Source organism: Spirosoma sp. 209 (assembly GCF_002006735.1).
In the GTDB taxonomy this organism is placed as follows: Bacteria; Bacteroidota; Bacteroidia; order Cytophagales; family Spirosomataceae; genus Spirosoma; species Spirosoma sordidisoli.
Map to the genome: position 1 here is coordinate 566,612 of NZ_MVEC01000002.1, position 15,921 is coordinate 582,532.

The following is a 15,921-nucleotide window of genomic DNA, read 5'->3' on the forward strand; positions in this document are numbered from 1 at the left end:
CTGTCTATGACCCGCTTCTCTGGCTGGCCGCTTCTGCTGTTGACGGCCGCAGCATCGGCGCAGCCGACTCCCCCATCACGACCTACCCTCACCGTCGAAACCATCATGCAGGACCCCAAGGGCTGGGTAGGCACCTCCCCCTTCAACCCCTTCTGGTCCGACGACTCCAAAACGCTGTACTTCAGCTGGAACCCGACCCGCGAACCGGGCGACTCGCTTTACAAGGTAACCTTTAGCGCGGGTAAAACCCTGGCCCCGACAAAACCGCTTAAAGTCAGCCCGACCGAAAGACGAACCCTGGCCACTCCGCCCAACGCCGTCTTTAACCAGGCCCGCACCCAGCGGCTCTTTGAACGCCAGGGCGATCTGTTTCTGGTGGATGTAAAGACCAATGCACAACGACAGCTGACCAATACCGTCGAGACCGAAAGCGACCCGGCCTGGATTCAGTCGGGGTCGGCGGGTGCCGGACAGCGGATCGTTTTTCGCCGTAGCCCGAACCTGTTCAGCCTCGACCTCTCCACCGGTCTCCTCACCCAGCTAACCGATTTCAAAACCGGATCGAAGAAGGGCGACCCCAAACTGACCGACGAAGAGAAATTCCTGAAGGCCGATCAGCTGCGCCTGTCGACCGTACTTGCCGAACGAAAAGCGAAGAAAGACGCTGCCGACCGCATCACGAAGGCCGACCGCCCCCGCCGGCCGAAAGAGATCTACCTCGACGATAAGCAGCTCGTGAACCCGCTGCTCAGCCCCGACGGTCGGTTTATCACCTACCGGCTATCCCGATCGGCCAGCGCCAAAACGACCATTGTACCTAATTACGTTACAGAATCGGGCTATACCGAAGACATTCCGGGCCGCCCGAAAGTAGGCGCTCCGCTGGCAGCCCAGGAGTTTTTCGTTTATGACATTCAGAAAGATACCGTTCGCAGCGTACCGACAAAGGAGATTCCGGGTATTACCGATCGGCCGGCCTTTCTGAAAGCCGGCAGCAAAGCCGATACCAGCCGAAAATCCCGGCCCGTTGTCATCAGCGGCCCCGTCTGGTCAGAGGATGGGGAACTGGCCGTTGTGGTCGTTCGGTCGCAGGACAACAAAGACCGCTGGATCATGCGGCTCGACCTGGCCGACAGCCCCCAGTTAACCCTGCTCGACCGCCAGCACGACGATGCCTGGATTGGCGGTCCGGGGGTCGGCCCAAACGGCGGTACGGGTAATCTCGGCTTCCTGGCCGATAACCAGACCATCTGGTTCCAGTCTGAGGCCGATGGCTATTCGCACATCTATACGGTAAACGTACTGACCCAAGCCCGTAAGCAACTGACATCGGGCAAATTTGAGGTGCAGCAGGCGTTTCTATCCAGAGACAAAACGCACTTTTTTCTGCAAACCAACGAAGTGCATCCCGGCGAGCAGCACTTTTACCGGATGCCCGCTACGGGTGGCGCCCGTACCCGGCTAACCACCATGACCGGAGCCAATGACGTGACGCTGTCGCCCGACGAAACCCGACTGGCTATCCGCTACTCGGGCAGCACCCAACCCTGGGAGTTATACGTGGCGGCTCCGGCCGAACTTCAGTCGGCGACGGCGTCGAGGAAAACCAGCGCCACCCCAACCCCGATCCGGCTGACCGATTCGCCGACCGATGCGTTCAGGGCTTACCCCTGGCGGGAACCCAGTCTGGTTACCATTCCGGCCCGCGATGGGCAGTCGATCTACGCCCGGCTCTACAAACCCGAGAAAGCCAATGGCAAAAGTGTCGTGTTTGTCCACGGGGCCGGGTACCTGCAAAATGCCCACAAATGGTGGAGCCAGTACTTCCGCGAGTACATGTTTCATAACCTGCTGACCGATCAGGGCTACACCGTTCTCGACATCGACTACCGGGCCTCGTCGGGTTATGGGCGCGACTGGCGTACGGGTATCTACCGGCATATGGGCGGTAAAGACCTGACCGATCATGTCGACGCGGCTCAGTGGCTGGTAAAAACGCAGGGGGTCGACGCCGATCGTATCGGTATTTATGGCGGCTCGTACGGCGGATTCATTACCCTCATGGCCCTGTTTACCGCGCCCGAAACGTTTAAAGCAGGGGCAGCGCTACGTCCGGTAACCGACTGGGCGGCTTATAACCACCCCTACACGGCTAATATTCTGAACGAACCCCAGGCCGACTCACTGGCATACCGACAATCGTCGCCCATTAATTTTGCCGAAGGGCTGCGCGGGCATCTGCTCATCTGCCACGGAGTTGTCGACGTAAACGTGCACGCTCAGGATGCCATCCGGCTGGCCCAGCGGCTCATCGAACTGAAAAAGGAAAACTGGGAGCTGGCTCTGTACCCGGTTGAGGATCACGGCTTCGTAGAACCCACCAGCTGGATGGATGAATACAAACGCATCCTGAAGCTCTTCAACGAACGGCTTTAGACCAATCCGTCGGACGCAGGCAGGGTATGCCTGCTTTACAGGTATGAGTACGAGGTTTCTGAGCATGAAAAAGGAGCAGCGAGTCTGCTCCTTTTTCATGCTCAGAAGAATATCCGTTGCCATTATTCTACAATAACCCGGACAACGGCCCGGCGATTATCGGCGTCGGCCTGCAGTACGTACTGGCCCGCCGGTATGCCCGACAGCAACCAGTCGGCCTGTTTTTTGCCGGTAAAGGCCGATAGCTGCTGCTGCCAGACCGACCGTCCCGAGACGTCGACCAGTTGCAGACGTACCGCCGACCGACCCATCTGCTCGATCTCAACCCGCAGCTGATCCCGGACCGGGTTGGGGCTGATCTGCACCCGGAAGTCGCTAACGGGCTCGGCAGTGGCGGTCAGCACAAAATCGATCGCGTCTGAAGGGGGCGACGAGCAGCCGTTGACGGTGATGACCGCAAAATACTGGCCACTCTCGAACGGCACCAGAATCGGGCGGGTCGCGTTGGGAACGGGCCGGGCCGGATTGGTCCCCTGCCGAACGTACCACTGAATACCGGCCGTCTGATCGACCAGCAGCGTACCACCCGAAAGCTGAATAACCGGTTTGAAAGGCAGCGGATTCGTAGCCCGGATGGTGACGAATACGGTACTGGTGGTGCAGCGGTTGCTATCGAGTACACTCACGGTATACGTCCCTTCGGCCAGCGCCGTTTGGGTAGCGGTGCGGTTGCGTAGCGTATCCCGGCGTTCCGTTAGCCAGTAGTAGGTAAACGGCCGGGTTCCGCCCGACACCTGCACGGTGGCTTCTCCTTCACTGCCCCCTGCACAGGGCGTATTTTTAACGGTGCCGGTAGCCAGCGTTAGGGCGTTGGCATCGGTAATGACGGCCACTACCGAATCGGTACAGCCGACTTCATCAGCCACCCGGAGCCGGTAGGTGTTGGGGCGCAATCCCCCAATCAGGCTGCCTGGCTGGTAGGGTTGCCCGATCAGTTGGTACTGCCGTACGGTACCGCTGCCTCCCGTGCTGGTCAGCTGCACAGCTCCCGTCGGGCACACGCAACAACTGGCTGGTGTAGGGGTAGCCTGTACTTTGATCGGAGCCGCCTGCGTAACGGTGGCCGAGACCAGTTCCGAGCAGCCATTGGCGTCCGTACCAATAATGGTATAGGTACCAACGCCCACCCCGGCGAACGTACTGCTGGCCTGGGATGCCTGACTCGTGGCCAGTCGATAGGTTACGGCTCCGGTACCGCCGGTATTGCTGACGGTGATGGTACCACTGGTCGGCCCGAAGCAGTTGACGGGTCGGGAAACGGCACTCAACCGAAGCGGAGCCGGTTGCCCTACCGCTACTGACCGCCGGGTTTCGCAGCCGTTGCCGTCCCGCACGGTGATATCGTACGTATTGGCCGACAGCCCGGTGAACTGCGACCCCGTCTGAAACGCATTGGTACCGATCTGATACTGATAGGCCCCCGTACCCCCCGTAGCTACCACACTGATGCTCCCGTCAACGGAGCCGACACATTTGGTAGGCTGGGCCGTCAGCTGAACACTAAAAGCTGCCGGAGCGGTAACGGTAACCGACTGAAACAGTACACAATCGTTCCGGTCGGCCAGGCCAATGGTGTAGGTTGTGCCGCCTTTCAGGTCCAGAAAGGTGCCGCTCTCGCGCGGGCCGACTCCATCCAGGAAATAGCGGTAGCCACCATTACCACCCGATGCCACCGCCACAATACCGCCATCGGCTCCACCCGTACACTTCGCCCCCACGGCGGTAATCGTCAGCGACAACGCGTCAGGTTGTCGGACCTGCGCACTGGTCTGAACGGTGCAGCCTGCGGCATCGCGGACAACGATGGGATAGGTACCGGCCACGAGCCGGTCGAAGGTAGCGCCCGTCTGGAACGGCCGGTTGTTGAACTGATACTGGAGCGCTCCCGTACCGCCCCCCGCCACGACCACCACCCGGCCGTTGTCGCCCAGGTTGCAGGAAACAGGGGTCACGGTGGCCGAAACCGAGATAGCCGCACTGACCCGGACCGTTGCCGAAGCCGATGTACTGACGGTATTGGTAACCAGCGACGTGGTACTGGTGGCGGTGCTGCTGACGGCGGTCGTTGTAACAACCGACGTGCTCGTTACGCTACAGAGTGCGCTATACGTTGTGGTCTGGGCAGGGGCTACCACCACCACCGCTCCTGTCTGGCTGGTTGACCAGCGTAAGGTGCCATTTGCCGGACACCCGCTGGCCGTCAGGGTTACGGACGTACCGGCACAGACGGAGGCCGAACTTGTTCCGATGGTCAGCGCAGCCGGCGTCTGGTTCAGACCGGCCCGTACCGAATGCGTTGTCAGCAGGAGGCCGATGATCAGCAGCAGACCCGAGAGCTGAAAATGGTATAAATGTGCAGATATAACGTATTGTATACGATTTCCCATAAGCAGAGTGGAAAGCTCAACTCAAATTCGAGCTGTTAAGGTAATCAACCCGGGTGTTGCCCGTAGTCCTTTATTTACTTTTCGGAGACAAACTTAGCGAGTTTACCCACACGGAGAAAGCCCGTTGCCGTTACAGCATAAAACCCGGTTTAGGGCCGGGTTTTATATGCTGAAACCAAGTATGTCAATAAAATAAGCCCCAGTCATCGGGAGCGTCATTGTCTTTGTCAAATCCGTTTACCCACTCCACAAACAGCAGCCGAAACTGTTCGATCTCGTCGCGGAGTACGTTCAGGTAAGCCGGTGTTGCCAGCTTTTCGGCTTTACAGTAGGAGGTTTGCGCCAGTAGTTCGCGGGCGTGCATCTTAATGATGACGGCATTTTCCATACGCAGTGTGTACAGATCTCCTCCTTCTGCGCCTACAATCTTGGGAGCAAGCATCATGGCATTGGCCAGCATTTGCTCATGCATCATCAGCACATCATCTTCCTTGTTGATCGTCTCGACAATGGCCTGCGTTAGTTCCATCAGCTCGTTGGCTTTGCGCAGAATGGGCAGATTCTTAATCCGGCGGTTTTCGGCCTCCATCTCTGCGCGGGCCTCTTCAGGATCATAATCCTCGTCGAAGCCGTCCCAGTCCATAAAGCTATCGTCGTCGTCTTCGTCGTCAAAGTTCATTGCGCATGGTTGAAGGGGTTCATCACCTTCTTTAAGACCAAAGTAACACAAAGGTTTGCCAAAAACAAATCGATACATCCAAAACGCCCTGTCTGCCAGCGAGAAAAATCGTCCCTGTTACCCCCAGGTTACCCAGGCGGCAACCACTCTCCCGAACGCCCACCGCCCACCGGCACGGATCGCAGTGAATAGTCACATGGGCTGTCGAGACATTGATATACTACCCCCGTAGATGTTATCTATTTTGTGTATTTATAACTATCTGATTACTATTTTTTCAAATAAAAATTACTAAACCCAACCAATTAGTCGACCGATGTACACTAAATTCGCCAGGCGATTACCAACGCAACGACTACTCTTTATCCAACATGACTGTATTTGTACTAAAAGCAGCCCGGCAGGCTGTTATGGTGGCTATGTGCCTCCTGAATCTGTCGGAAGCCTTTGCCCAGCTGGACGTTACGTTTCCGGTTGAGCGGATGGTTATCCAGCGCGATAACGACAACTGGGCAACGGTTCAGATTGCCGGCAGCTTTGCCCAGCCGCTGGATGCGGTAGAAAGCCGGGTCGTTGCCCGCCAGACGGGACAGGGTACTTCAACCGACTGGGCCGTTCTTCAGGCCAACCCCATCAATGGTCAATTCAACGGAACCCTGCGCGTTCGGGGGGGCTGGTACACAATTGAAGTGCGTGGCCTGCGCAACGGTCGGGTCGTAGCTACCGACAATGTACAGCGGTTTGGCGTAGGCGAAGTATTCGCCATTGTCGGCCACTCCAACGCCCAGGGATCGGGCTGTTTCATCAATGGCATCGATTACTGCCCCACCATGGAGGGCGCCGTTGACGACCGGGTCACGGTAGTAGCCGTGGATCAGAGTACCCCCGAATTTCTGGAATACGAAAACACCGCCGATACCCGCTACTTGCCGGGACTGGGTTTCAGCAAGCTGCTTACCTACAGTGGCATGTCGCCGTTCGCCAAAGTGTCGTGGTTCTGGGGCTATATGGGCGATCAGCTCGTGCAACGGATCAACGTGCCGGTGTTGCTGTACAATGCGGGCTTCGGCGGTACCAATATGGAACACAATTACAAAGCCGCCAACGACATTCCGTTCGAGCACGGCTTCTGTAAGTACTCGCTCCGGATGCCGTTTGTCAATCTCCGGAACCTGATGAATCTCTACGTACCGTCGACGGGGATCCGGGCCATTCTGCTTCAGCATGGCGAGAACGACCGGGGTAACTCAACGGCCGATATCATCATGCATCACTACGGCACCATCGACAAACTGCGCCAGGAGTACCCCGACAAACAGAATCTGGCCTGGATCGTTGCCCTGTCTTCCTTCGTCAGCGGCCGGTTCGAAAACGTTCGACTGGCCCAGCGAACCGTCTACAGCCGGCCGGGGTATAAAACCTACCTCGGGCCTGACCTCGACGTAATCAGTTCGCTGGAAGACCGGCCCGATGGCATTCACTACTCGCCGGCGGGCCAGCGTAAGGTGGGCGCACTGTGGGCCGCGGCTCTGAACAACGACACCTTACAGGCAGCCCAGCCCTACCCGGCCCAACTTCAGCCGCTTGCTACGGTTGCCTGTGCCAGCGGCAATACCCTGCAGCTCACCCAGCCCGACGGCTACAGCTACACCTGGAACAATGGCAGCACCTCCCGCAGTCTGACAACCGGCAACGGTACCTATTCGGCCCGCCTGCGTAACGCCCAGAACCGGCATGTCTTCCCGCCGGCCGTTACGGTTCCGGCCGAAGTTCGCCCCGCCCGGCCCACCATCAATTCGGCGGGGAATACCTCCGATATTTGCCAGATTGCGGGTTTGACCCTAACGTCCAGCTATACGGCCCTCAACCAGTGGAGCACCGGCGCCACCTCCTCCTCGGTCGTCATAACCACGCCCGGCACCTACACGCTGCAAGCCAAAAATGCCGTATACGGCTGTTTGTCAGACGCCGTTACCCGAACCATAAACCTGGCCGGTGCTGACCTCAGCCTCTCGCTGCACGTCAGTCGGCGGACGCCCGCCGTTGGGGATACGGTGACCTTTACCCTGACCGTACGAAACGAAAGCAACTGCGATGCGCGGGCGGTTACCATGCAGAACCGGCTGCCTGCCAACGTCAGTTTCGTCTCATCGGCCGATGGTCTGTCTGTCACAAACGGTATAGTACAGGGCAGCCTGAGTACCGTACCGGCCCGGGCTACCATTACCCGCCGGTTTGTTGTCCGGTTAAACTCGGCCGGTATGTACCAGAACGCTGCCGAGCTTACAGCCAGCCTGAACCCCGACCCCGATAGCCAGCCCAACTCCGGAACGGGCGACGGTCAGGATGACGAATCGGCGGTTGACTTACGGACCTTATCTGCGGCTACAACCTCGCTGTATATATCCCCCAATCCGTCTCAGATTCCGCTGCCCGTAGTTCAGCCCAGTCAGCCCGCGCCGGATAACAGCAAGGCAGACCTCAGCCTGACCCTACAGACCAGCACCCGGGTACTGACCGCATCCAGTCCGGTATCGGTCACGCTGACCGTACGGAACGCAGGGGGCCTGACCGCCAGTAGTGCAGGGGTGCGCTGCGACCTGCCCGCCGGCCTTCAGTTCAGCAGCACCTCGTCGGGTATGACAGCCAGCGGCCAAGCTGTTTCGGGTGTGCTTACCCAGATTGCCCCCGGCCAGAGTAAAAGCCTGGTTTTTGAGGCCACGCCCACGGGCTCAGGCCTGTTCACCCTCAGGGCCCAGATCAACGCAGCGTCTCCGGCCGATCCGGATTCGACACCCAACAACGGCACCGGAAAAGGAGAAGATGACGAGGCCATCGCCGATCTGCGAGTGGGTCTTTAACCAATGCATTTTTGAAGAAAAGAGCCGACATACCCAACAAAAACGGGGGCAACCTGTATATTTGTTGGTCATACAATCTGCTTCCCCACTGTCCCGAATGACGTATTGTTTAGGAATCAAAGTCGCATCAGGGTTAGTTGCCATCGCTGATACGCGGCTGACTTCCGGCACCGAAGTGTCGTCGAACCGTAAAATTTCGGTTCATGAAGTTGAGAATCATTCGTTGTTTATCATGACTTCCGGCCTGCGCTCCGTACGGGATAAGGCCATTACTTATTTCCGCGAGGTGCTGGCCGAGCAGGACCGATCGTTCAACAAGCTTTACAAAGCAGTCAATGCCTTTGGTGAACAGGTTAAACGGGTAGCGCAGGAAGATAAGGCCTCCATTGTGGCCAGCGGACTTCATTTTAACCTCAACGCCATTGTGGGGGGGCAGCTCGAAGATGACGACGAACACAAGCTGTTTGTGCTTTATCCGGAAGGCAACTGGGTAGAGGTCGACCAGGGGGCTCCGTTCAAGATTATTGGCAACTCCGGGTATGGCAAGCCGCTTCTGTTCCGGAACCTGTCGTACGAGACCAGCCTGCCTGACGCCCTCAAAATCGGGTTTCTGGGCTTCGACGCCACCCGCGTCAGCGCCAATGATGTCGATTATCCGCTCGACGTCGTCATCTACCCCAAAGACAGTTTTCACATGACCGAGTACCGGCTCGAAAAAGAAGATATGGACGAGGTTTCGCACCAGTGGAGCGCCCTGCTCAACAATTCGGTGCGTAAGCTCCCCTCCTACTGGATGGATCCGATCTTCGACAAAGTGCGGGCTGCCAACCTCAGGCCGGCGAAATAAATACGGTAGGCTGGATACGTGTCGATTCTGTCGGTATCTTAGTCAGTCTACGCCCCGATACTCTCCTGTACTTAGCTTCTCCCATCCATGCACCTCCACGTTCGGCACGAATCCGAGTACACTTATGACGCCCCCGTAGCGCTGGGACCGCAAACGCTGTACCTCTATCCCCGGATGTACCCCTATCAGCGGCTGTTGCGGTATGAACTGATCATAGACCCGTTGCCGTCGCGCGTGGTGCGCAATGTAGATGTAGAAGGCAATGTGCAGCAGCTGGTCTATTTCAACCACCCTACCTCCCACCTGCGGGTAACAGCCGAGATCGAACTGCAATCTGACGAGTTCAACTCCTTCGATTTTGTGCTGTTTCCCTTCGAAACCCAGCGGGTGCCGTTTCGATACCCCAGAGAAGTGCTGGACCTGCTCCAGCCCTATCTGGACCGGACGGGTGTAACCGAACGGGTCGAATCGTGGGCGCGGCAGCTGGCAGCCAGTGCGGGCTGGCAAACCACGTCCTTTCTGATGGCGCTGACCCAGGCCATCCGTCAGTTTGTCTACGAGGTGCGGGAAGAAGGAGCGCCGTTTGAACCCGAACAGACGCTCATCCAGCGCAAAGGCTCCTGCCGGGATTATACGACCCTGTTCATGGCTGCCTGCCGGAGCCTGGGTATTGCCTCCCGTTTCGTGAGTGGCTACCTGTTCGGCAATCCCCAGCAGGAACACCAGCTTCACGCCTGGGCCGAGGTGTATCTGCCCGGCGCGGGCTGGCGCGGCTTCGACCCAACCGAAGGCTCTATTGTAGTAAACCGGCATGTCTTTCTGACCTCAACGGCCAAACCTGAACTGGCGGCTCCCATCAGCGGTACGTTCAGCGGAGAGGCCAACTCAACCCTGCGCTCCGACCTGCTGTTCGTCTGACACCATCGGAAAATTTCCTAAAAACCGTTCTTCGGCCGAACGCGCTCCCCGCTGAATAAGGGAACGACGAAACTGTATCTGCACCCGCTTTAAAACGACACAAACTGAACCCCTACTGACTATCTTTGTGGGCTAACAACCTATTACTTTTAAACCGATCACGTGGCATTAATTAAGTCTATTTCCGGGATTCGAGGGACAATTGGGGGGCGCAGTGGAGATGGGCTGACGCCGTTGGATGTAGTGAAGTTCTCAGCCGCCTTCGGGTACTGGCTCCGGCAGCGCAATCCTGACCGTCCTACCGTCGTCATTGGGCGCGATGCCCGCCTGTCGGGCGAGATGGTGTCCCGACTGGTGGTCGGTACCCTCCAGGGCCTGGGCCTGAATGTTATCGATCTGGGCCTGTCTACCACGCCTACCGTCGAACTGGCCGTAACGGGCGAGAACGCAGCGGGCGGTATCATCCTGACCGCCAGCCATAACCCCATCCAGTGGAACGCGCTCAAACTGCTCAACGAAGCCGGCGAGTTTATTTCAGCAGCCGACGGTGCCGAAGTGCTGGCCATTGCCGAAGCCGAATCGGTCGATTTTGCCGATGTTCGTAAACTGGGTCAGTACCGAACCGATACAACCTGGCTGGCCAAACACATCGAACTGATCCTGGCGTTGCCGCTGGTCGACCGCGACGCGATCGCCAAACGAAACTTCCGGATTATTGTCGACGCCGTTAACTCGACGGGTGGCCTGGCGGTGCCGATGCTTCTCGAAGCGCTGGGGGTCGAGCAGATTACCCGGCTTCATTGCGAACCGACCGGTCAGTTTGCCCATAACCCCGAACCCTTGCCCGAAAACCTTCGGGATATCATCAAGGAGATGGAGAAAGGCAGTGCGGATCTGGGCATTGTGGTCGACCCCGATGTTGACCGGCTGGCGTTGATATCGGAAGATGGCACCCCCTTCGGTGAAGAATATACGCTGGTAGCCGTTGCCGATTATGTACTTCGCAGCGGTACCGTTGGTAATACCGTTTCTAACCTGTCGAGCACCATAGCCCTCCGGGAGGTGACCCAGCGGTACGGCGGGCAGCATTTTGCGTCGGCAGTGGGTGAAGTCAATGTGGTAGAGATGATGAAGGCGCAACAGGCCGTTATCGGGGGCGAAGGAAACGGGGGCATCATCTACCCCGACCTGCACTTCGGCCGCGACGCGCTCGTCGGCATTGCGCTGTTCCTGAGCTACCTGGCGCAGACCGGCAAATCGGCTTCGATGCTTCGCCGGACCTACCCCAACTATTACATCTCGAAGAATAAAATCGAACTAACGGCCAACATCAACGTCGACGAAGTGCTGGACCGGATTCAGGCCCGGTACGCGCGCAATCCGATCAATACCATCGATGGGGTTAAAATCGAGTTCGACAAAGAGTGGGTGCATCTGCGCAAGTCCAACACGGAACCCATTATCCGCATCTACTCCGAGTCAGATACCCAGGCTACGGCCGATCACCTGGCCAGTAAAATTATCAGCGACATCCGCGAAGTGATTTCGGAAAAACGCTAAGTGCTGACTACATACGCAGACGTGCCCCCGGAAGCTGGTCGATGATCAGTTTCCGGGGGCACGTCTGCGTATGTCCGTTACGACCGGACCTTAACGGCTGCCGTATGTCGTATCGTCGTCCAGATCGGTTCGACGGTCGGCGCTGCGAAGCGACGGATCGACCGACGAATCCAGGTTTTCTATGTCTACGTCGGTGCTGCGAACCGTATCCCGAATGGTTTCTTCCCGCTCGGACACTTCTTTTCCGATCGATATCTCTTCGACCACGTTCGCTGTTTTCGACACGACCGGTATTTCGGCATGTTCGCGCAGTTCGATCTGACCTTCCTGGAATGCGTTCAGATCGTCGGCATTGGCCGGGCGGTTGACGGGCGTACGCTGAACGTGTACCCGCTCCTCGCGCAAACGGAGGCTTTCCTCAACAGGACGCTCTACAATGCGGCTCCGAACCCGTACGCCACCGCGTTCTACGTCGCGTTTGCCTACCTGCAGGTCTTCCTGAATCACTTTAATGGTCTGGTCCGCATCGACTACCCGATCCTGGTCCGTATAGGCCACATCCCGTTCGGCAACCGTCCGATCCAGATCCGTACTATCGGTCAGGTCATTGACGGTATTGCCAACAACACCCGCCCCCATCGTAGCGCTGCTTCCCGACAGGGAGCTGTCGTAGTCGGCGGTGGTGTTGTACTGAGCGGCCCGTTCGTCAACATCAACGGCTCCGTTATCGTCGAGGATATCGGCAGAGCGTTCGGCCTCGTCGGCCGTCTGTACGTGTACCGTTACGAGTGTACCCCGTTCGGCCACCGTTCTCAGGCGCCGGGCATCGTCGTCATCGTCACTGCCAAACAGCGAACTGAAGAAGCCTCCTATGCCCCCTGAATCACGCCGGTCTTCTTCAACCCGGTTGTTGTCGGCAATGTATTCGCTGTCTGAATACGCGGTCTTCTGGGCCGACAGATCGATGTTACTGCGCGAAAATCCATCGCTTACCAAGGCGTCTACTGCCTGCTGTGCTTCGGTGGCGTCGTCGAATACGCCGATCACTGTTAGTGCCATGATTTCTCCTGATTAACGTTGATAAAAGGTTAGTTTGATTATAACGAAGGCCCCCTATCCGGAGCCGGACGTTCGCTGTTTTGGCCAGACCGTTCTATTACAACGGTTTCCTGCCGCACACTGGCCCGTTCGGTGCTGTTGCTGACGGTCCGGCGTCGGGTAACCCGCACTTCTTCGACCAGCATAAGCCGCTTCTCGATGACCAGCACTTCTTTCAAAACCGGATAAACGGTCGTCTCTCCTTCGTACCGGACAGGCGGAGGTGCCCCCACGGTCTGATTAACCGGCACCCGCTCGATCTCCACGGTTTCATTGGTGAGCGAAACCGCCACCGTTTCTTCCACTTCCTGAACGGTTTTTATGAGCCGGACCCGCCCTGTTTCAACCTGACGCGTCTCAACCCGCAGCTGCTCCTCAATGACCGGAATCACCACCGAATCGGTGGTAACCCAGGTGCCGGAAGACGGCTGCTGCTGTTCGTTGGTGTTGCCACCCGGCTCTCGTTCCTCATTCATAATCGCTCGCCAACGGGTCAGGCTTTTGCAGCCCCTTGTATGATAGGAAGAGATTATATGTCTATTTGTTCTATTAATTTACTATAATTTATCTACGACCCCGTAGCCACCCGGCTGCCGGGCTGGCTTATCATCCCAACGATTGGGCCAGAAAAAAGTCCTATCTACCGTTCGATCAATACCCTAGCGATTGTATTTCCGGCGTTGGCGTCTTTTCGACTAAGTCTGATAAACGCCACTCACCCATGATCCAATCAGCCACCCTGGCGCCTGCTCCCTTCTTACCCCGTCTGGTATCTGCACTTGGTTTGCCGGGTTTAGTCCTGCTGCTGATGAGTTGCATGACGACCCGCATCAGCACCACCCCCGACTGCAACACCCCCGCTAATGTCAGCTACACCCAGCAAACCGTAACGGCTTATTTCTGGGGCCTGAAGCAGCCCGCCGACATTCAGCCCAACTGCAATCCGGGCCATGCTTTCAATCACCTGAACGGCGTAACCGTCAAGTCGACGTTTGGCCATTACCTGCTGTCGACCGTAACGCTTGGTATCGTCACCAAACGGCGCGTTCAGTGGTGTTGTGCGCCCTACGTTCCGCCTACCGATTCGCTCTAATCACCCACCCTTCTCCCGTTGCCTCATGAGCTTACCAAACGGACTCGAACCCCTCACCATCACATCGCTGACCAATCGGCACGAGAACTTTACCCAACCGCTGACGAGCGGAGCTTCGTTCAAACTCAACATTCCGACCGGTATGCCCGATGGCCGGGCGGCTTACCGGCAGTCTACGGCCAATTGCCAGTGGCTGATTCAGCACGCAATCGACCAGGGTTTACGCCTGCGGGCCATCGGCAAAAACTGGTCGTTCACCCAAGTAGGCGTCACCAACGGCGGCATGATCGATACCAACGCGCTGACCCAGACGTTCAGGCTACGCCCGAGCTCCGTCGATCCGGCGTATGGGAAACCGGCCGATTCGCTCTTCTTCACCCAGTGCGGCAATACTGTACATACCCTTGAGCAACTGCTGGAATCGATGGGCAAGTCGATTCGGGTATCGGGCGCCAGCAACGGGCAAACCATAGCCGGCGCCATTTCGACCGGTACACACGGGGCGGCCTTCGATCTGGGGGCAACGCAGGATATGGTGGTTGGCATGCATCTGGTTTGCGGCCCCGACCGGCACGTCTGGCTCGAACGGGCGTCGAATCCGGTAACGACCCGGGCCTTTACCGAGGGGCTGGGCATTACCGACGTCCGACGCAGTGATGAGCTGTTCAATGCCGCGCTGGTCAGTTTCGGCTCCTTCGGTATCATTCACGGCTTACTGCTCGATGTGGACAACCTCTTCTGGCTCAAGTCATACAGTCAGAAAAGCGTGGCCTACACCCCCGACCTGAGAAAAGCCATGACCAGCTGCGATTTTTCGGGCATTGCCGACGCCCTAAGGCTCCCACCCGCCGACCCCACCGGTGCTTCGGGAGAACCGTATCATTTTCAGCTCATCGTAAACCCGCACCAGTTCGACGTTACCGGTACCGACCCCAACCGGGGACCATTTGTCCGAATCCTCTACAAACACACCACCAAACCGGCGGGCCTGGATTTTTCGACTATCAACAAACCGGACTTTACGTACGGCGACGACACCCTGGGCCTCATCCAGACAGTACTGGATAAACTTCGCCCCCGGATGCTTATCCCTACCCTCGTCAACGCCCTGTACCCGATGGCCCTGGAGCAGACCGACGGGTATGTTGGCACGATGCGGGAGTTTTTTGCCCCGACCGACATTCGGGGCCGGGCCTGCAGTTCGGCCATCGGCATCGACGCCCGGCACAGCCCCCAGGTTCTTGAGGCCATTATCGAGTTGAACCGGCAGACGGCGTTTCCGGGTGTGATGGGGCTTCGCTGGGTGAAGCAGACGCCCGCTACGCTGGGCTTTGCCCGGTTTCCGATCACCTGTGTTCTCGAACTGGACGGGATCGACTCCAACCTGACCAATCAGTTTCTGCAGCGCAGCTGGGCCCGGCTCGATCAGCTCGGGATTCCGTACACGCTGCACTGGGGCAAGATCAATTTCGGTCTCAGCGAACCGCTGGTTCGGCGGATGTACGGCGATGCCCGTATCGATGCCTGGCTAAGCGCCCGTCAGCAGCTACTGGACGAGCCCACGCGGGCGGTGTTCACCAACGAGTTTATGGAGCGTTGCGGCCTGGACAAACCGCCAGTTCCGGCGGGCATCGTTGCCTGACTGAAAAGCGTGAGTTCTCCCTGCGTTTGACGGGACTGACTAGTTATATTGCTAACTCCGTGTCTGTGCCCATAGTCAGATACGGCGCCTGGTTGCCTGTCTGGTCAATGTTTCAGGCTGGGTTTACAGTGCATAGCGCTCTTGCCGTCAGCCCGGGGTTCGTTGGTATACGATCGGCTAGTAAACAGCAGCCGGTCGCCGTCTTCATGGTGTTTTGTCTGTAGCAGGAATGTCTTGGCCTGCTCAACCCGATAGTACCCGGCTTCGGTCTGAGCGAAATCTACCTCAGCGCCATTCTGCACTAAATTGGTCTGTGTATGCGAGGGCCGCACCACGGCCT

11 protein-coding genes are annotated in these 15,921 nt (G+C 57.8%); 7 read left to right on the plus strand and 4 right to left on the minus strand.

The window, feature by feature from the left end:
• Positions 1–6: 6 nt before the first annotated feature.
• Positions 7–2,436 (plus strand): prolyl oligopeptidase family serine peptidase, encoded by a 2,430-nt coding sequence (locus B1C80_RS05585; RefSeq protein WP_077920056.1) that lies wholly within the window; start codon positions 7–9, stop codon positions 2,434–2,436.
• Positions 2,437–2,558: 122 nt separating this feature from the next.
• Here B1C80_RS05585 and B1C80_RS05590 read toward each other — a convergent pair whose 3' ends face one another.
• Together B1C80_RS05590 and B1C80_RS05595 are read right to left on the minus strand one after the other, a co-directional pair.
• Positions 2,559–4,883 (minus strand): T9SS type A sorting domain-containing protein, encoded by a 2,325-nt coding sequence (locus tag B1C80_RS05590; RefSeq protein ID WP_077920057.1) that lies wholly within the window; start codon positions 4,881–4,883, stop codon positions 2,559–2,561.
• Between the two features lie 184 nt (positions 4,884–5,067).
• Positions 5,068–5,562, minus strand: a complete 495-nt coding sequence (locus B1C80_RS05595; protein WP_077920058.1) for a hypothetical protein — start codon at positions 5,560–5,562, stop codon at positions 5,068–5,070.
• Between the two features lie 371 nt (positions 5,563–5,933).
• On the opposite strand from B1C80_RS05595, the gene B1C80_RS05600 reads away from it, so the two are divergent.
• From B1C80_RS05600 to glmM, 4 genes are all read left to right on the plus strand, one after another.
• A complete protein-coding gene (locus tag B1C80_RS05600) occupies positions 5,934–8,423 on the plus strand; it encodes a DUF11 domain-containing protein (RefSeq protein WP_236648630.1) in 2,490 nt (829 codons plus the stop codon).
• Positions 8,424–8,520: 97 nt separating this feature from the next.
• Positions 8,521–9,270: a peptidase gene (locus B1C80_RS05605; RefSeq protein ID WP_077920059.1), complete on the plus strand. Its 750-nt coding sequence runs from the start codon at positions 8,521–8,523 to the stop codon at positions 9,268–9,270.
• Between the two features lie 87 nt (positions 9,271–9,357).
• Positions 9,358–10,188, plus strand: coding sequence for a transglutaminase family protein (locus B1C80_RS05610; protein WP_077920060.1), 831 nt, complete (start codon positions 9,358–9,360; stop codon positions 10,186–10,188).
• 162 nt (positions 10,189–10,350) lie between these two features.
• Positions 10,351–11,748 (plus strand): phosphoglucosamine mutase, encoded by a 1,398-nt coding sequence (glmM, locus tag B1C80_RS05615; protein WP_077920061.1) that lies wholly within the window; start codon positions 10,351–10,353, stop codon positions 11,746–11,748.
• Positions 11,749–11,838: 90 nt separating this feature from the next.
• Here the strand turns inward: glmM and B1C80_RS05620 are convergent, their stop codons facing one another.
• A complete protein-coding gene (locus B1C80_RS05620) occupies positions 11,839–12,807 on the minus strand; it encodes a YsnF/AvaK domain-containing protein (protein WP_077920062.1) in 969 nt (322 codons plus the stop codon).
• Between the two features lie 38 nt (positions 12,808–12,845).
• Positions 12,846–13,322 carry a YsnF/AvaK domain-containing protein gene (locus B1C80_RS05625; protein ID WP_077920063.1) on the minus strand — a complete coding sequence of 159 codons (477 nt, stop codon included), beginning with the start codon at positions 13,320–13,322 and terminating at the stop codon, positions 12,846–12,848.
• 245 nt (positions 13,323–13,567) lie between these two features.
• Between B1C80_RS05625 and B1C80_RS05630 the strand changes: the two genes are divergently transcribed.
• Complete coding sequence (locus tag B1C80_RS05630; protein ID WP_139361589.1) at positions 13,568–13,939, plus strand: hypothetical protein; 372 nt, start codon at positions 13,568–13,570, stop codon at positions 13,937–13,939.
• A gap of 25 nt (positions 13,940–13,964) precedes the next feature.
• Entirely contained in the window at positions 13,965–15,581 is a 1,617-nt protein-coding gene (locus B1C80_RS05635) for an FAD-binding protein (RefSeq protein WP_077920065.1), read from the plus strand.
• Positions 15,582–15,921: the final 340 nt, after the last annotated feature.

Excerpts from the sequence above, each read along its gene's own strand:
- B1C80_RS05585 (WP_077920056.1), top strand. The coding sequence starts at position 7 with ATGACCCGCTTCTCTGGCTGGCCGCTTCTGCTGTTGACGGCCGCAGCA.
- B1C80_RS05590 (WP_077920057.1), bottom strand. The coding sequence starts at position 4,883 with ATGGGAAATCGTATACAATACGTTATATCTGCACATTTATACCATTTT.
- B1C80_RS05595 (WP_077920058.1), bottom strand. The coding sequence starts at position 5,562 with ATGAACTTTGACGACGAAGACGACGACGATAGCTTTATGGACTGGGAC.
- B1C80_RS05600 (WP_236648630.1), top strand. The coding sequence starts at position 5,934 with ATGACTGTATTTGTACTAAAAGCAGCCCGGCAGGCTGTTATGGTGGCT.
- B1C80_RS05605 (WP_077920059.1), top strand. The coding sequence starts at position 8,521 with ATGACGTATTGTTTAGGAATCAAAGTCGCATCAGGGTTAGTTGCCATC.
- B1C80_RS05610 (WP_077920060.1), top strand. The coding sequence starts at position 9,358 with ATGCACCTCCACGTTCGGCACGAATCCGAGTACACTTATGACGCCCCC.
- B1C80_RS05620 (WP_077920062.1), bottom strand. The coding sequence starts at position 12,807 with ATGGCACTAACAGTGATCGGCGTATTCGACGACGCCACCGAAGCACAG.
- B1C80_RS05625 (WP_077920063.1), bottom strand. The coding sequence starts at position 13,322 with ATGAATGAGGAACGAGAGCCGGGTGGCAACACCAACGAACAGCAGCAG.
- B1C80_RS05630 (WP_139361589.1), top strand. The coding sequence starts at position 13,568 with ATGATCCAATCAGCCACCCTGGCGCCTGCTCCCTTCTTACCCCGTCTG.
- B1C80_RS05635 (WP_077920065.1), top strand. The coding sequence starts at position 13,965 with ATGAGCTTACCAAACGGACTCGAACCCCTCACCATCACATCGCTGACC.